This window comes from Stenotrophomonas maltophilia R551-3, from assembly GCF_000020665.1.
Lineage (GTDB): Bacteria > Pseudomonadota > Gammaproteobacteria > Xanthomonadales > Xanthomonadaceae > Stenotrophomonas > Stenotrophomonas maltophilia_L.
In genome coordinates this window covers 4,528,555-4,544,581 of record NC_011071.1, presented here as the reverse complement: position 1 = coordinate 4,544,581, position 16,027 = coordinate 4,528,555, and the positions used below count along the sequence as shown (strand labels likewise).

10 protein-coding genes are annotated in these 16,027 nt (G+C 69.2%); 4 read left to right on the top strand and 6 right to left on the bottom strand.

Going from position 1 to position 16,027, the window contains the following annotated elements; translation table 11 throughout:
* Nucleotides 1-107 precede the first annotated feature (107 nt).
* From recC to recD, 3 genes are read left to right on the top strand one after another with little or no spacing between them, the layout of a single operon-like run.
* On the top strand, nucleotides 108-3,452 hold the full coding sequence (gene recC / locus SMAL_RS20430; protein ID WP_012512542.1) for an exodeoxyribonuclease V subunit gamma: 3,345 nt from the start codon (nucleotides 108-110) through the stop codon (nucleotides 3,450-3,452).
* A complete protein-coding gene (recB, locus tag SMAL_RS20425; RefSeq protein WP_012512541.1) occupies nucleotides 3,449-7,129 on the top strand; it encodes an exodeoxyribonuclease V subunit beta in 3,681 nt (1,226 codons plus the stop codon). The genes recC and recB overlap by 4 nt, the downstream gene beginning before the upstream one ends.
* Nucleotides 7,126-9,006, top strand: coding sequence for an exodeoxyribonuclease V subunit alpha (gene recD, locus SMAL_RS20420; RefSeq protein ID WP_012512540.1), 1,881 nt, complete (start codon nucleotides 7,126-7,128; stop codon nucleotides 9,004-9,006). The genes recB and recD overlap by 4 nt, the downstream gene beginning before the upstream one ends.
* A gap of 46 nt (nucleotides 9,007-9,052) precedes the next feature.
* Here the strand turns inward: recD and SMAL_RS20415 are convergent, their stop codons facing one another.
* From SMAL_RS20415 to SMAL_RS20390, 6 genes are all read right to left on the bottom strand, one after another.
* Nucleotides 9,053-9,451, bottom strand: coding sequence for a hypothetical protein (locus SMAL_RS20415; protein ID WP_012512539.1), 399 nt, complete (start codon nucleotides 9,449-9,451; stop codon nucleotides 9,053-9,055).
* Between the two features lie 94 nt (nucleotides 9,452-9,545).
* Entirely contained in the window at nucleotides 9,546-11,585 is a 2,040-nt protein-coding gene (locus SMAL_RS20410; RefSeq protein WP_012512538.1) for an FUSC family protein, read from the bottom strand.
* A gap of 3 nt (nucleotides 11,586-11,588) precedes the next feature.
* Nucleotides 11,589-13,049, bottom strand: coding sequence for an efflux transporter outer membrane subunit (locus SMAL_RS20405; RefSeq protein WP_012512537.1), 1,461 nt, complete (start codon nucleotides 13,047-13,049; stop codon nucleotides 11,589-11,591).
* Entirely contained in the window at nucleotides 13,046-13,963 is a 918-nt protein-coding gene (locus SMAL_RS20400; protein ID WP_012512536.1) for an efflux RND transporter periplasmic adaptor subunit, read from the bottom strand. The genes SMAL_RS20405 and SMAL_RS20400 overlap by 4 nt, the downstream gene beginning before the upstream one ends.
* On the bottom strand, nucleotides 13,960-14,169 hold the full coding sequence (locus SMAL_RS20395) for a DUF1656 domain-containing protein (protein WP_010487502.1): 210 nt from the start codon (nucleotides 14,167-14,169) through the stop codon (nucleotides 13,960-13,962). Before SMAL_RS20395 ends, SMAL_RS20400 begins: the two co-directional genes overlap by 4 nt.
* A gap of 108 nt (nucleotides 14,170-14,277) precedes the next feature.
* A complete protein-coding gene (locus SMAL_RS20390) occupies nucleotides 14,278-14,733 on the bottom strand; it encodes a MarR family winged helix-turn-helix transcriptional regulator (RefSeq protein WP_012481667.1) in 456 nt (151 codons plus the stop codon).
* 604 nt (nucleotides 14,734-15,337) lie between these two features.
* Here SMAL_RS20390 and folE point away from each other — a divergent pair.
* Nucleotides 15,338-15,949 (top strand): GTP cyclohydrolase I FolE, encoded by a 612-nt coding sequence (gene folE / locus SMAL_RS20385; protein ID WP_004141296.1) that lies wholly within the window; start codon nucleotides 15,338-15,340, stop codon nucleotides 15,947-15,949.
* Nucleotides 15,950-16,027 lie beyond the last annotated feature (78 nt).

Genomic DNA, 16,027 nt, shown 5'->3' with positions numbered 1-16,027 from the left:
GCAAGGCCTCGCGCAGGCCGGGACAATCGGCAGGGGTCCCGGAACAATCCGTACCGGCGATGGCCCGGATCATTGAATACTGCGTGCCGTGCTGCACACTGTGCACGATGAGTGACCCGGGCAGCGATTTCCGCCTCTACCATTCCAACTCCCTGGACGTGCTGGCCGCGCTGCTGGCACGCAACGTGCGTGCGCCGGTACCTGGCCAGCCGCTGCTGGCGCCGGAGGTGGTGCTGATCCCGCAGGTGGCGATGCGGCGCTGGCTGCAAGCGACACTGGCCGCGGAATTCGGCGTTGCCGCCAACCTCGAATTCCTCACCCCGGGCGAATTCGTGGCCCGCGCGCTGAAGGCCAACATCAGCGGCGAGCAGGACGACCTGGATGCAGCCGGCCTGCACTGGAAGCTGTACCAGGCACTGCGTGACCCGGCACTGCTGGCGCAGCCACCGATGCGCGCGCTGCAGTCCTATCTTGCCGGTGGCGACGCGTTGAAGCCGTGGGCGCTGGCCGGCGAGCTGGCCTCGGTGTTCGAGAAGTACCAGGCCTGGCGCCGTGACTGGCTGCTGCGCTGGGCCGCCGGTGCCGATCCGGCCGACCCGCAGGCGATCCTGTGGCGCACCATCACCCACGGCCACGACTATCGCGCGCGCCGCATCCAGGAATACCTGGACCGCTTCGAGGGCGCCGGTAAGCCGTTGCCGCAGGGCTTGCCGCTGCGCATGTCCGCGTTCGCGACGCTCAACATCTCGCCCGATGTGCTGCGGGTGATGGCCACCCAGGCACGGGTCGGCGAGCTGCACTTCTATATGCCCACCCCGGTGCAGTCGTACTGGGGCGATCTGCAGACCCTGGCCGAGCGGCTGCGCAGCGGCGCGCCTGATCCCTTCGGTGAAGCGGCCGGCGAGAACCGCCTGCTGGAAGCCTGGGGCGCGGCGGGCCGCGACTTCATGGCGGTGCTGGGCAGCTACGAGGTGGTGCACCCGGCCGGCGAGATTGCGGCCTATTCCGATCCGGAGGAGGACACCCGGCCGACCCTGGACGAAGGCGGCCTGTCCGACAGCCTGCTGCATCGCCTGCAACGCGATCTGTTCCACCGCCGCGCGCTGCCCTCGGGTGAGCTGCGCGACGGCCTGCGCAGCGACGACCCCAGCCTGCAGGTGCACGCCTGCCACACCCGCCTGCGCGAACTGCAGGTGCTGCACGACCAGCTGCGCAGCCTGCTGCAGGACCCGCGCTTCGACCCGCCGCTGCAGGCGCGCGAGATCGCGGTGCTGGCGCCGGACATCGATCCCTACGTGCCGTACCTGGAAGCGGTGTTCGGCGGCCGTGGTGGCGAGGAGGAGCACATCCCCTATGCGCTGGCCGACAGCAGCCCGCTGGCCGGTGAACCGCTGGCCGATGTGTTCGTGCACCTGCTGGGCCTGCCGGTATCGCGATTCGGGCTCAATGAAGTGCTGGACCTGCTGGCCAGTGCACCGCTGGCCGAAGCGGCCGGGCTGGAAGCGGTGGACTTCGACCGCTTGCACGGCTGGCTGCAGCAGGCCGGTGCACGCTGGGGCCTGGATGCGAAGCACCGCCACCAGCACCAGGCGCCGGCCGACGACGCCTACACCTGGCAGTTCGCACTGGACCGCCTGGTGCTCGGTCACGCCACCGGCAGCGAGGCCGACCTGGCCGGTGTCGCGCCGTGGATCGAACTGGAAGGTGGTGCACTGGACGCGCTGGACCGGCTGCTGCGCCTGTTGCGCGTGCTGGCGGTCTATCAGCGTCGCCTCGGTGAGCTGCTGACCCCGGCGCAGTGGCGGCAGCGCCTGCTGTCGCTGCTCGATGCGCTGCTGCCGACCGCGCCGAGTTCGCCCAACAGCCAGCGCGCGCTGGAGCGCCTGCGCAAGCTGCTGAACCAGTTTGCCGACGATGCCGCCAAGGCCGGTTTCGAAGACGGCGTGCCGCCGGAGGTGGTGCGTTCGCATTTTGCCGGTGCACTGTCCGAGGCCGATACGCGCGCACCGCTGCTGACCGGTGGCATCAGTTTCGGCCGCATGGTGCCGATGCGCCTGCTGCCATTCCGGGTGATCTGCGTGCTGGGCCTCAATGATGGCGATTTCCCGCGCCGTGACCCGGCGGCCGGTCTCAACCAGCTCACCGCCGAACTGGACACGCCGCGCCGCCGACCGGGCGACCGCTCCACCCGCGAGGACGACCGTTTCCTGTTCCTGCAGCTGTTCGCCGCCGCGCAGGAGGTGTTCTATCTCAGCTATCTCGGCGCCGATCCGCGCGATGGCAGCGTGCGCGAGCCGTCGGTGCTGGTCAGTGAACTGATCGATGCCGCCGCTGCGTATCACCTCGATCCGCCTGCGGCGGTCCGCGACTTCACCGTGCGCCATGCCTTGCAGCCGTTCTCGCCCGCCGCATTCGGTGATGGCGACCCGCGTCGCTTCAGCTATCGCCGCCAGTGGCATCCGGCTGCCGGCCGCCTCACCGGCCAGCGCGGCGGCCTGCAGCCGTGGTTCGACGCACCGTTGCCGCCGCCGCTCGACGATGCAGTGGAAGACGAGGTCGCGCTCGATACCCTGCGCCGTTTCCTGTGCGACCCGGCCGGGCAGTTCCTCGCGCAGTCGCTGGGCCTGCGCCTGGCCGACGATGTCGAGGAGGTCGATGACCTGGAACCGCTGGTGCTGTCATCGCGCGGCCCGGAAAAGCGCAGCGTGCAGGCGGCCGTGGTGCGCGCCACGCTCAGCGGCGATTCCGAGCCGCTGTATCCGCGACTGCGCGCGCGTGGACTGCTGCCGTCGGGTCCATTGGGCGAGCGCCAGTTCGAGGTGGAGCAGTTGAAGACGCGCCCGTATGCCAGTGCGCTGCTGGGCTGGATGCAGGGCGAACCGCTGGAAAGCCGTCGCTACGAAGTGGACATCGACGGCGTGCGCCTGCACGGCCGCGTGGCTGATCGGCATCCCGAAGGGCTGGTGCGCCTGCGGGCCGGCACGCTCAATGGCAATGCAGTGATCCGCCAGGGCCTGGACTGGCTGCTGGCCAACGCCGCCGGCGATGCGTTGCCGCTGGTGCAGTTCCACGATGGCGGTGACGCCGGTCCCGGCCCGCATGTGCTGCCAGCACTGAGCGCCCCCGCTGCACGCGCCGCGCTGCGTGCGCTGCTGCAATTGCGCCAGCGCGGCCTGCGTGAGCCGCTGCGCTTTGCCCCGTATACCGGCTGGGTGCTGTACAACGCACCGGCAGAAAAACAGCGCAGCGAAGGCTGGAAGCAGTGGCATGGCAGCGACCGCAGTTGGGGCGAATCCAGCAGCGACGCCTGGCAGCTGCTGCTGCGCGGTGCCGACCCGTTCGCCACCGATGCCAGCTATGCCGAGCTGCTGCGCAACAGCCAGGTGGTCTTCAGCGCGGTGCGCGAAGGCCGCACTCTCGGCACCGAAGCACGCCAGGAGGGCAACGCATGAACACCGCCATCGCAGACAAGGAAACCCAGCGCATGGCGGGCGATCCCTACCTGGCCCTGCCGCTGGACGGCATCCGCCTCATCGAAGCCAGCGCAGGCACCGGCAAGACCTTCACCCTGGCCACGTTGTTCACCCGCCTTGTGGTGGAGCAGGGCCTTCGCATCGGCCAGATCCTGGCGGTGACCTTCACCGATGCGGCCACCCAGGAACTGCGCAAGCGCATCCGTGAGCGCCTGGCGCTGGCCGCGCGCCTGGTCGATCTGGAACCGGCCGAGGGTGAAGCACCCGACGCGAGATTGACCCGCGACGTGCTGCAGCGTCATCTGCAGGGCGGCTCCGAGAGCGCCTCTGCATTGAAGCGCCGCCTGCAGGTGGCTGCCGACGAAATCGACCTGGCATCCATCTTCACCATCCACGGCTTCTGCACCCGCGTGCTGCGCGAGCATGCGCTGGAAAGCGGCCACACCTTTGATCCGCCGGAACTGCTGGCCAGCGATCGTGAACTGCTGGAGGAGCTGGCCGCTGATCTGTGGCGCGTGCATGCCAATGACCCGGCCACGCTGGAGCCGCTGACCTGGCTGTGGTCCAACCCGGACGCGCTGGCGGCCGATCTGCGCGCGCTGCTGGGCACGCCGCCACTGCACCCGTTGCCACAGCCGGTGACGCTGGCTGATCCACACCCGGCGCTGCAGAGCGCGGCCGAGGCACTGTCCGCAAGCGTGCGCGAACATGGCGAGCAGTTCTTCATCGACCTCTGCGATGCCGTCGACAACAAGTGGATCAACGGCGTGTCCTACAAGCTGGGCTGGCTGCACCCGCTGGGCCGACAGCTGCTGGCCTGGGCTGAGCGCGGCGACCCGCGCGAGCTGCTGGCCAGCGAGCGCCTGCCGGCGCTGCTGCCGGATGGGCTGGCCGACAAGACCAACAAGAAATTCCTCGACCGCACGCCGTCGTCGCTATTGCAGGAACCGTTGGCGCGCTATGTAGCGCTGCTGGCCGAACGCGATGCCTGGTTGCGTGCCACTGCATTGAATTTCCTGCACGCGCTTCGCGCCGAAGCCACGCAGCGCCTGCAGGCGCTGAAGCGCACGCGCCGGGTACAGACCTACGACGACCTGATCGATGGCGTGGCGTTGGCACTGGAAGGCCCGCAACGGTTGACGCTGGTGAAACAACTGCGTGCGCAGTACCGCATCGCGCTGGTCGATGAGTTCCAGGACACCGACGATCGCCAGTGGGGCATCTTCCACACCGTGTTCGGCGATTCGCCGGAGGTGCGTGAACTCGGCCTGGCGCCGGCGCTGTTCCTGATCGGCGACCCCAAGCAGGCGATCTACGGCTTCCGCGGCGGTGATATCCACACCTACCTGAAGGCCAAGCAGGTGGCGCAGCAGGCGCCGGTGCTGGACCAGAACTTCCGCTCACGCCCGGCGGTGCTGCGCGCGCTGCAGGCGCTGTACGACAACGGTGGCGAAGACGCCTTCCTCGAACGCGACATCCAGTTCGAGCCGGTGCGCCCCGGTGGCGTGCGCATCGACGAGGACTACCAGCGTGATGGCCATGCCGCCACGGCACTCACCCTGCGCGTGCTGCGCAGTGGCGGTGACAAGGCGATGAGTGCGGACGCCTCGCGTGATGCCGCGACCCAGGCCTGCGTGGCTGCGATTCACCAGATCCTGGTCGAGGCGCGTGCAGGCAATGCCGTGTTGCGTGGACGCCCGGTTCAACCCGGTGATATCGCGGTGCTGGTGCGCTCGCATCGCGAGGCCACGCTGGTGCAGCGCGCGCTGGCAGCGGTCGGCATTCCCGCCGTGGCGGCCGGCAAGCAGAGCCTGTTCGCCACCAGCGAAGCACGTGATCTGCGCGCGCTGCTGCTGGCGCTGCTGCAACCCGCCGACGAAGGCCGCCTGCGTGCGGTGCTGGCCACCGTGCTGCTTGGCCAGCGGGCCAGTGCGATAGCGGCGATGGAACGCGAGGGCGACCTGCAACGCGAGTTCCAGGCACAACTGCTGCACTGGCGTGAGCGCTGGCAGCGCGGCGGACCGTTCGCAGTGATCGCCGACGTCTGTGCCGCACAGGGCGAACGCCTGCTGGCGCTGATCGATGGCGAGCGCCGCCTGACCAATTACCTGCAGCTGGGCGAACTGCTGCAGGAAGCCTCGGCGCAGGCGCTGGGCATGCACGGCCTGCTGGATTGGCTGCAGGGGCAGATGGCCAGCGCCGATCAGGATGACGAGCAGCAGCTGCTGCGCCTGGAATCGGATGCGCGGCGCGTACAGATCATCACCCTGCACAAGAGCAAGGGCCTGGAGTATCCGCTGGTGTTCCTGCCCTTCGTCGGCATCGACGGCGGCGCACCGAACACCGCCTCGCACTGCACGGTGCACGTCGGTGGCCAGCGCCAGCTGCATTGGAAACTGGACAAGGACGAGGCCTGGGAAGCGGCCAGCAACCAACGTGAGCGCGAGCAGCGGGCCGAGGATGCGCGCCTGCTGTATGTGGGACTGACCCGTGCCGAGCATGCGCTGTGGATCGCCGTGGGTGATCTGGCCGGGCTCGGCAAGACGCGGCTGGCGCCGCTGCTGGGTGACCTGCAGGCGCTGCGCGCGCACGCCGATGTGCACATCGATGACAGTGAGGCACCGGCCGCGCTGCCGCAGCTGGCGGCCGAAGTGGAAGGCGACCTTCCGGCGGTGCGTGCTCTGACCCGGCGCGTGCCGCACGACTGGTGGGTCTACAGCTTCACCCAGCTGGCCCACGCAGATGCGGGTGTTGGCAACGATATCGAAGCGGCGGCCACCGAGTTGCCGGCACCGGCGGCCGACGAACCGGCCGGCCCGGAACTGCCGCTGGAACCGGCGCTGCCCGAACCCACCGTGGCCGCCGAAGACAGCGCGCCGATCGACCCGCGCTTCATGGGCAGTCGCTTCGGCAATGTGCTGCACGAGGCGATGGAGAACGTCGACTTCGCCGCATGGGGTGATTGGCAGCCAGGTCTGCAAGCCCCTGAGGGACAGGCCGAGGTACTGCGCAAGGCGCTGCACGACGAAGGCTATGCCGATGCCGACCTGGACGATGGCGTGGCGGTGCTGGTGCCGCTGGTGGGCCACACGCTCACCGTGCCGCTGCCCGAGGGCGGTGCGCTGCACAGCCTGGGTGAAGGCGAGCGCCGCGCGGAAATCGACTTCCATTTCGCCATCGAACCGACCACGGTGCCGGCGCTGTTGCAGGTGCTGCATGCACATGGGGTTTCCAGCACGCGTCGCGGCTTCGGGCAGCGCCGCCGCCTGGAAGGGCTGATGACCGGCATGATCGACCTGACCTACGTGCGCGACGGGCGCTGGTATGTGCTCGACTACAAATCCAACCGCCTGCCCGGCTACAGCCCGGACCTGCTGGCCATTGCCATGCGCCACAGCGAGTACGACCTGCAGGCGCTGATCTATACGGTGGCTCTACATCGCTGGCTGCGTTTCCGCCTGGGTGCGGCCTACGACTACGAGCGCGACATGGGCGGCATCCGCTATCTGTTCTGCCGCGGCCTGGATGCCGCCGGCAACGGTGTGCATGTGGACCGCTTCCCGTTGGCGCTGGTGGATGCCCTGGATGCGTTGTTCGCCGGTGGCGAACAGGCCCAGGCCGAACTGGCTGCGCGTGCCCGTGGAGCCAGTGCATGAGCCTGCTGAAGGAACTGCACCAGAAGGGCCTGCTGCGCACCCTCGACCATGCACTAGCGACCAGCCTGCAGCGGCTGCGCGACGACACGCCCGAGAGCGTGGCGCTGGCGGCTGCGCTTGCGTCGCTGGCGGTATCGCAAGGCCATGCTGCGTTCGATCCGGCGCAACCGCAGCGGTTGCTGGAAGGCGTACCCGAGTGGCCTGCCGCGCAGGACTGGCTGGAGCAGCTGTGCGCATCGCCGTGGGTCGCGACGCCGGAGCAGGCCGACGCCATCGCCGAGGATGCGCCGCTGGTGTTGGAGAACGGCCTGCTCTACCTGCGCCGCTATCGCGAGTACGAGCGTCAGCTGGCGGCTGGGCTGCAGCGCATCGGCCGGCATCCGCTGCCGGCGCCGGACATGGCAGCGTTGGCGCCTTTGTTCGCGCAGCTGTTCCCGCAGGCACTGGGCGGCGAAGATCATCAGGCACGCGCCGCCGGCGTGACCCTGCGCCATCCGCTGGCGCTGGTCACCGGCGGCCCCGGCACCGGCAAGACCACCACCATCGCGCGCCTGTTGCTGCTGCTGGCCGCGCAGGCCCGGCACGCCGGCCAGCCGCTGCCCGAGGTGGCGCTGGCCGCGCCCACCGGGCGTGCCGCCGAGCGCATGGCCGAGAGCCTTCGCGTCGCCGTGCAACGGCTGCAGGAACAAGGACTGGACCCGGCGTTGTGCGCGGCGCTGCCCAGTACCGGCACCACCCTGCATCGCCTGCTCGGCGTGATTCCCGATTCACCGCGCTTCCGCCACCATGCCGACAATCCGCTGCCGGTGGATGTGGTGGTGGTCGACGAAGCCTCGATGATCGATCTGCCGATGATGGCCAAGCTGGTCGACGCGATCGCCAGCGGCACCCGGTTGATCCTGCTCGGCGATCCCGATCAGTTGCCCTCGGTCGAGGCCGGCGACGTGCTCAGCGCGATCCTGCGTGCCAGCGGTGATGGCATCGGTACCCGCGCTGATGACGCGCAGGCACTGCATGGTCTTCTGGCGCCGGCCATCTTGCAGCCGCAGGCCGCACCACGCGCCTTCGCCGGGCGCCGCGTGCAGCTGCAGCGCGGCTACCGGCAGAGCGATGCGCTGGATCTGGCACCGCTGGCCCACGCCGTGCGCGAGGGCGACAGCAGCACAGCATTGCAGCTGCTGCGCAGCGGTGAACTGGCCGGCGTGCATTTCCACGAAGGCGAGGCCGATCCGCTGCGTGGCCAGCGCGAGCACCTGCTGGGCCACTGGCGAGCACTGGCCGACGCGGCTGATCCAGTGCTTGCCCTGCAGCAGGCCGGGCGCCTGCGTGTGCTGACCGCCTTGCGCGAAGGCCCGCAGGGCGCACGCGGGCTCAACAGCCGCATCGAACAGCTGCTGGCCGGCAACACCCCCGGCTACTTCCAGGGTCGCCTGCTGCTGGTCACCGAGAACAGCTACCGGCATCGCCTGTTCAACGGCGATATCGGCATCTGCCTGCGTGATGGCAGCGGCGCGATGGTGGCCTGGTTCCCCGGCGACAGCGTCGACCAGCCGCGCGCCTTCCACCCGGCCGCACTGCCCGCGCATGAAAGCGCCTTCGCGATGACCGTGCACAAGGCGCAGGGTTCGGAGTTCGACGAAGTGTGGTTGCAGCTCCCACGCCAGGACAGCCGCGTGCTGTCGCGCGAACTGGTCTACACCGGCCTGACCCGCGCCCGCCAGGTGCTGCATGTGGCCGGCAGCGCCGATGTGCTGCAGGCCGCATTGAAGCGCCACGCCAGCCGATTGGGTGGTCTGGCCTGGCGGCTGGGTGCGGAAGAGGTGGCTGAAGCACCGGCGCGCATCGAACAGCCCACCGTGCAGGGCCAGCTGTTCTGACGCGGGGTCGGATCCCGTCCCCAACGGGAACGGGCTCCGACCCCAGTTACTCCGCGATCAACACCAGGCCATCCGGGAACACGATCGCCGCTTCGTCGGCACTCACGTCGAAGAAGCCCACGCCGTGCTTCTCGGCCAGGTCCTGCACGCGGCCATGCGCACGTTCGGCCACCGAATAGGCGAACGCGCCGTAGATCACCTGACTACCGATGCTGTACTCGGTCACCTCGGCACGGTCGTCCTCGTCGTTGCTCAGCGGCCCGTTCATTGGCGGAAATTCCTGTGCCATCTCCGCGAACCACGCCTGCAGTGCCGGGCTGCTGACCGCCGGGTCGTCGTACTCGTGGCGCTCGTTCCACTGCGTCTGCTTTTCGAACCAGGCGATGAAAGCCGCAGCCTCGCGCGGGGCCGCACTGGCCTCGAACACCATCATGTCGTAACTCATTGAACCGTCCTGTTGCCGTGGCGTAAGGACGCCGGGCATGGCCCGGCGCTACCGGATGACGATGGTAGCGCCGGGCCATGCCCGGCGGATCGCATTACATGGACGGCGCGCCGGCATCCGCCAGCCCCGGCGCCAATGCCTTGGCCTCCGGGAACAGCGCGAAGCGCAGGCCGATCAGGCCCATCAGGGCTTCATCGCGGGCCTTGCAGGCAGCCACGCTGCCGACCCGGCCCAGCGAGGTATCCAGCCGCTCCCGCAGCGCCTCGGCCGCCACAATCGGTTTGCGCGCGGCGATCTGACGGCGGTAATGCACGGCGATCTCTTCCAGGATGTGCTCGACCGCTTCGCGGCTGCGCTCGGGTAGTTCCAGCCGTGCGCGACGCAGCTGCAGGATGTTCAGGCCGATGCGCGCTTCGTTGAGCATGTCCACCGAGGCGATGTCGCTGCCCTCTGGCGTCGCCGCCAGGCGCGGTGCGAGCAGGCCCAGCAGGTCGAGCATGCGTGCGGCGAAGCGCTGGCGGTCCTGCTGGCCACGGCCTTCGGCGGCCTCGGCCAGCGTGGTCCAGCCCTGCCGCACCAGGCGGCGTGCGGTCCACTCGGCACCCACCGAACGGAACAGGCGGGTCATCACCACGGCAAAGCCAATGCCGATGAACATCGCGATCGACGAGTTGAGGAAGGTCTGGATGTTGGCGCTGTAGGTGTTCTGCAGGCTCAGCAGCGCGGCCAGGTTCACCGTCAGCGGCAGTGCGAACAGCGCGCTCTTCGGATGGTGCAGCATCAGCCCCAGCGGCAGGAACGCCACCGCCAATACCAGCGCCAGCAGGCCGAAGTCGTGCACGGCCGGGAACACGCCGAACAGGTACACGCCGGCCACCACCGACGCGACCATCGCCCATACCAGGAACGACACCATGCTCGGTGCCGGGTCGTCCTGTGCGGCGAAGAACGCGGCGGTCACCGCCGCCATCATCGCGCCGTTGCCACCACCTTCCCAACCCAGCGCGATCCACAGCACGCAGTAGCTCATCAGCGCCACGCCGGCACTAAGCGCGGAAAACAGCGCCATGCCGTAGTCGACGTGCTTGTCGGCGGCCACGCGTTCGGTGCGGATGCGGTAGTGCGCGCGGTCCAGCGGCGCGGTGCCGTGGTCGATTGCATGCTGCAACGTGCGGCAGTCCTGCCACAGGTCCACCAGTTCCTCCAGGCGCAGCAGCAGGCTGGCCAGCTGCAGGTGCTGCAGGTCGCGGTCCACCTGCGGCTTCAGCGCGCTGATGCGCGCGCGCAGGCGGGCGTACTCGCTGGCGTTGGTGGGCCCGTCCAGCCAGTTGTGGATATCGTCGACCAGTGCCGGCAGCCCTTCGGGCAGGGCCTGGCCGTCGCTGCGCAGCGCGCTCAGGCGATCGGCAATCGAGGACAGCACCGGCAACAGCAGCAGCATGCGCTCGCGCAGGCGCTCCATCGACACCGCCGAACCGGCATGGCGTGGATCATCGCGGCGCAGGAACTCGATCAGCGCCTCGAACTGCACCAGGTCGGCGGCCAGCCGGTTGCGCGGCGCATGCGCGCGGCCACGTTCAAGGATCTGCCGGCACCACTGTGCGGCGTCCTCCATCCAGTTGCCGATGCGCGCGCGCAGCATCGGGCGTACCGAGGCCGGGAACAGCAGCGATGCGAACAGCACCGCCACCACCGTGCCGAGGATGATCTCCTCGCTGCGTGCCACCACCGTGTCGAAGATGGTTTCCGGCGAGGTCACGGCCGGGAAGCCGATGAAGGCCGTCGTGTAGCCGGCCAGCAGGAACGCGTAGCCGCGCGGGCCGCGGTTGAGCAGGGCCATGAACAGGCAGCCGGCCAGCCAGATCGACATCGCCGCGCTGAGCACCAGCGGCGTTTCCACCAGCGCCGGCAACACCAGCAGGGTGGCCAGGCCGGCCACGAGGGTGCCGACGATGCGGTACACGCCCTTGGCCCGGGTCGGGCCCAGCAGCGGCTGGCTGACGATGTACACCGTGCCCATCGCCCAGTACGGGCGCGACAGGTTGCCGGCCATGGCGATGTACAGCGCGGCCACCGCGGCCAGGTAGGTCTTGATCGAGAACAGCCAGGCCTGGCGGTCGGTCAGCGCGTTCATGGCTTACTTCGCTGCGGTCGAGGCGTTGGGCGCGGCGGCGCTGGCCTGCCAACCGCCACCCAGCACCAGGAAGAGGTGGATCTGGTCGCGCGAGACCTGCGCTTCGGCGGCCGCCAGGGTGGCATCGCTGGTGGCCAGGCTGCGGTCGGCATCCAGGCTGGACAGGTACGGCGTGCGGCCGCCCTGGTACAGCCGGCGGTTCTGCTCGGCGGCCAGTGCGGCCTGCTCCTGCGCGATGCGCAGCGACTGCAGGCGGCGCAGGTCCTGCGCATAGCGGTCCAGCGCGGTCTGGGTCTCGCGCAGCGCCTGCAGCACGGTGTGGTCGAACTCGGCCAGGGCCGCATCGGCACCGGCTTCGGCGGCGTGGATGCGTGCGTGCGTGCCGGACGACGGCAGCGTCCACGAGATCAGCGGGCCGATCGACCACTGCTGGGTCATCGGCGTGCCGAAGTCCTCGAGCAGGCCAGCGGCACCGAGCGAGGCCCCCAGGCGGATGTCCGGATACAGCTCGGCGGTGGCCACGCCAATCCGCGCGGTGGCCGAGGCCAGCTTGCGCTCGGCCTGGCGCACGTCCGGGCGACGCTGCAGCAGTGCACGGCCATCACCGACCGGCAGCGGCTGCGCCAGGCTGGGGGCATGTGCACAGTCGATTACACCGGCCGGCAGCTGGCCCGGGGTCTGTCCAAGCAGGGCGGCCAGCGAATAGGCGGCGGCCGAGCGCTGCGCCTGCAGCGGCGGGAGTGCAGCTTCCAGCAGCGCCACCTGGGCATTGGCGCGGGCCAGTTCCGGCGGCGTGCCGCGGCCGGCCGCGATCAGGCGCTCGGTAACGCTGCGGCTGCGCTGCTGCAGCTGCAGGGAATGCTCGGCCACGTGCAGTTCGTGGTTGGCGTGGCAGATTTCCAGATAGCTGTCGGCCACCTGCGCGACCACGCTGACCTGGGCCAGATCGCGTGCCGCAGCGACCGACTGGTCGTCGGCACGGGCCGCTTCGGCGCCGCGCTTGAGCTTGCCGAACAGATCGAACTGGTAACTGACCGCGAACTTGCCATCGGCCAGGTTGATCACCGGCAGCTCGTGCTCCTGCAGGAACGATTCGGCCGACAGCTGCGCGCGGCTGGCACCGGCTTCGGCTTCATACTCGAAGCCACCGGCATCCAGTGCCTGTTCGTACACCGCCGCGGCACGGCGCAGGTGCGCATCGGCGGCCTTCAGTTCCACGTTGTCACGCAGCGCCTGGGTGATCAGGCGATCCAGCACCGGGTCGTTGTACAGCGACCACCAGCGGTCGGGCAGCGCCTGGTTGGCGGCAATCTGCGGGTTCTGCGTATCGATGAAGGCGGCATTGGCCTGCGGACGCTTGAACGCCGAACCTTCCGGCAATGCGTAGTCGGGGCCGACGGTCCTGCACGCGGCCAGGCTGGCCAGCGCGACGATCAGGCCGAGACGGGGCAGGGCGGCGTTCACAGGCCCGCCTGTGTCGGCGCGGTGCCGGCCTTGTCGTTGTGCGGGTGGCGGCCGGTGTCCACGGTCACCGTGGCGGTGCGGCCGGCGATCAGTTCGACGCCCTTGGGCACCTCGTCGATGGCGATGCGCACCGGGATGCGCTGGGCCAGGCGCACCCAGTCGAAGGCCGGGGTCACGTTCGGCAGCAGGGTGCTGCCATTGCTGCGGTAGCGGTCCTCGATGCCGGCGGCGATGCTCTCGACATGGCCGCGCAGCGGGGTCGATTCACCCATCAGGCGGATGTCCACGCGCTGCCCCGGCGCGACGCCACGCAGTCGGGTTTCCTCGAAGTAGCCATCGATGCGGAACGAGCCGGTATCCAGCAGCGCCAGCACTGGCTTGCCGGCCACCACGTAGTCACCCACGCGCATGGTGCGGTCGTTGACCCGGCCATCGGCCGGTGCGCGCACCTCGGTGCGGCTCAGGTTGAGCTCGGCCAGGTCGACCGCGGCCTGTGCGGTGGCCAGTGCAGCCTGTGCGGCCTGCAGCTTGGCGCGGCGCACTTCGGCGTCCTCGGCGGCGACCAGGTCCTGCAGGCTGCGGTCACGGCCGATCTCGCGGCGCAGCTGTGCCACCGAGGCCTGGCGCTCGCCCAGGCTGGCCTTGGCCTGCTCCAGCGCGATGCGGTAACGGGCTCGGTCGACCACGAACAGCAGGTCACCCTTCTTCACCGCCTGGTTGTCGGCCACCTGCACCGTTTCCACCAGCCCGGACACGTCCGGCGCCACCTGCACCACGTCGGCGCCGACATGGGCATCGCGGGTCCACGGCTCATCCATGTAATAGACCCACAGCTGGCGCAGCACCAGCAGGGCGACGATCACGGCTGCGCTGGTGAGCAGCACCGGCAGGGTCTTCTTCACGATCTTGTTCACGATTGCATCCAACGCAGGAGGTGGAACAGCAGGCCAAGCACGATCCCGTACAGGGCCAGGTTGAACAGCGCCGGGTGCCATACATGGCGATAGGCGCCGGCACGCTGCAGCAGCGCGTGCAGGCCGCTGTTGACCAGATAGGCCAGCAGCATCAACCCGAGCAGGGTCGGGACGAACACTCCGTGGAGACTGAATTCACCGGGCATCGGTAGGGGCGGGGGCGAGGTGGGGGAGGGGAGGAACAACGAAACAGCAGCAACGGGTAAAAGCCGCTGGCGTGTGCACGGCAGCGGCGGTATTCGGGGGCAGCGGTCTTACGTGATGCGGTCGGCGGCCTCGGCCAGCAGGCGCCATGCCTTCAGCACGGCGTGCAGTTCATCCATGGAAAGCTCGCCGAACACGTCCTGGCGCAGTCCGATCAACTGGTCTTCCAGCTCGCTGACCAGCGCGTGTCCCGCGTCGGTCAGCCACAGCAGGTTGGCGCGGCGGTCGCTGGCGTCGCTCTCGCGGCGGACCAGGTCGCTGGCGCACAGCTTGTCCAGCAGGCGGACCAGGGAAGGACCCTCCATGCCCAGCTGCTGGGCCAGCGCCACCTGGCGGATGCCGCCACCGGAGCGGCCGATCATCAGCAGGGGCATGGTGCAGGCGGTGGAGATGCCGTAGCTGCCGAGCCGGCTGTCGGCCAGGCGCTGCCACTGCCGCCCTGCGTAAAGCAGGCCGGAGCTGAGCTGCATCTGCAGCACGGTGCGCTCGTCGAGGGGTCGGTCCATAAGAGATAGATAGGATACTACTAATTTCATTCCTATCAATAGATTTTTCTGAATGGGCGGGTGTGTTGAGGAAAGCGCTGCGCCTGCCTGGTGTCGGGTGGGGCTGCGGGGGCCGGACGGTGCAGGACACGCCGCAAGTACGTCCCTGTAGGCTCGGCCGCGGCATCCATGCCGCGGACGGTCCTGCCCCGCCCGGCCCCCGCTGCCCTCCCATCACCCGGCGGGCGCGGTGGGTTGGCTCTTTAAAGGCAAGGGCGGGAGCCGAAGCAGTGCGGACCAACGGTCCGCACCTACCAAGGCAGCGGCGCGCAGTGCCCCCGAAGCCATGACCCCCAGCTTTTGCCCCCGCTTTCGGGTGGCCTCGTCGCGCCCGCAGGAAACCGTCAGGGAGGGGGAGAGGGGGCTGCGCAGGACCGTTGGCGCCATGGATGGCGCCATCGAGCCCCCAGGGACGGGTTTACGGCGTGTCCTGCGCAGCCCCCTCTCCCACTCCAGACCGATAGCAAGCACGCGCCGGAAGTACCCCCCGATGAACCGTCCCAACAGGACGACTCACCCCCCGGTCGGGTACGATGCTCGCCCCCCGTTCGGGACGCTGTACGCAATGAGCAAGAACAACGAAAAGGCCGCCCCGCAGGGCGACGTGACCCAGGACCAGGCCGAGGATGCCGTGCGCACCCTGCTGCGCTGGGCCGGTGAGGACCCGTCCCGTGAAGGCCTGCTGGATACCCCCCGCCGTGTCGCCGAAGCCTATGGCGACTGGTTCAGCGGTTACCGCGACGACCCGCGCGCCTACATGGAGCGGACCTTCGAGGAAGTGGCTGGCTACGACGAACTGATCGTCCTGCGCGACATCGAGTACGAAAGCCACTGCGAACACCACATGGCGCCGATCATCGGCCGCGTGCATGTCGGCTACCTGCCGGCCGGCAAGGTGGTGGGCATCAGCAAGCTGGCCCGCGTCGTCGAAGCCTACGCCCGCCGTTTCCAGGTGCAGGAGAAGATGACCGCGCAGATCGCCCAGTGCATCCAGGATGTGCTGCAGCCGATCGGTGTCGGCGTGGTCGTCGAAGGCGCCCACGAATGCATGACCACCCGCGGCATCCACAAGCGCGGCGTCAGCATGGTTACCTCCAAGATGCTGGGCAGCTTCCGCGACGACGCGCGTACCCGCGCCGAGTTCCTGCGTTTCATCGAAGTGGGCGGCAAGCGCTGAGCCGCTTGCCTGCACCGCGCCGGCCCTGCGTGGCCGGCATGCCCACGGCTGCCCTTGCGGCGGCCGTGCGTGGCGGCT

Bases quoted from the DNA above. Each gene is read 5' to 3' on its own strand.
- recC (WP_012512542.1), top strand. From the start codon at position 108: ATGAGTGACCCGGGCAGCGATTTCCGCCTCTACCATTCCAACTCCCTG.
- recB (WP_012512541.1), top strand. From the start codon at position 3,449: ATGAACACCGCCATCGCAGACAAGGAAACCCAGCGCATGGCGGGCGAT.
- recD (WP_012512540.1), top strand. From the start codon at position 7,126: ATGAGCCTGCTGAAGGAACTGCACCAGAAGGGCCTGCTGCGCACCCTC.
- SMAL_RS20415 (WP_012512539.1), bottom strand. From the start codon at position 9,451: ATGAGTTACGACATGATGGTGTTCGAGGCCAGTGCGGCCCCGCGCGAG.
- SMAL_RS20410 (WP_012512538.1), bottom strand. From the start codon at position 11,585: ATGAACGCGCTGACCGACCGCCAGGCCTGGCTGTTCTCGATCAAGACC.
- SMAL_RS20395 (WP_010487502.1), bottom strand. From the start codon at position 14,169: ATGCCCGGTGAATTCAGTCTCCACGGAGTGTTCGTCCCGACCCTGCTC.
- SMAL_RS20390 (WP_012481667.1), bottom strand. From the start codon at position 14,733: ATGGACCGACCCCTCGACGAGCGCACCGTGCTGCAGATGCAGCTCAGC.
- folE (WP_004141296.1), top strand. From the start codon at position 15,338: ATGAGCAAGAACAACGAAAAGGCCGCCCCGCAGGGCGACGTGACCCAG.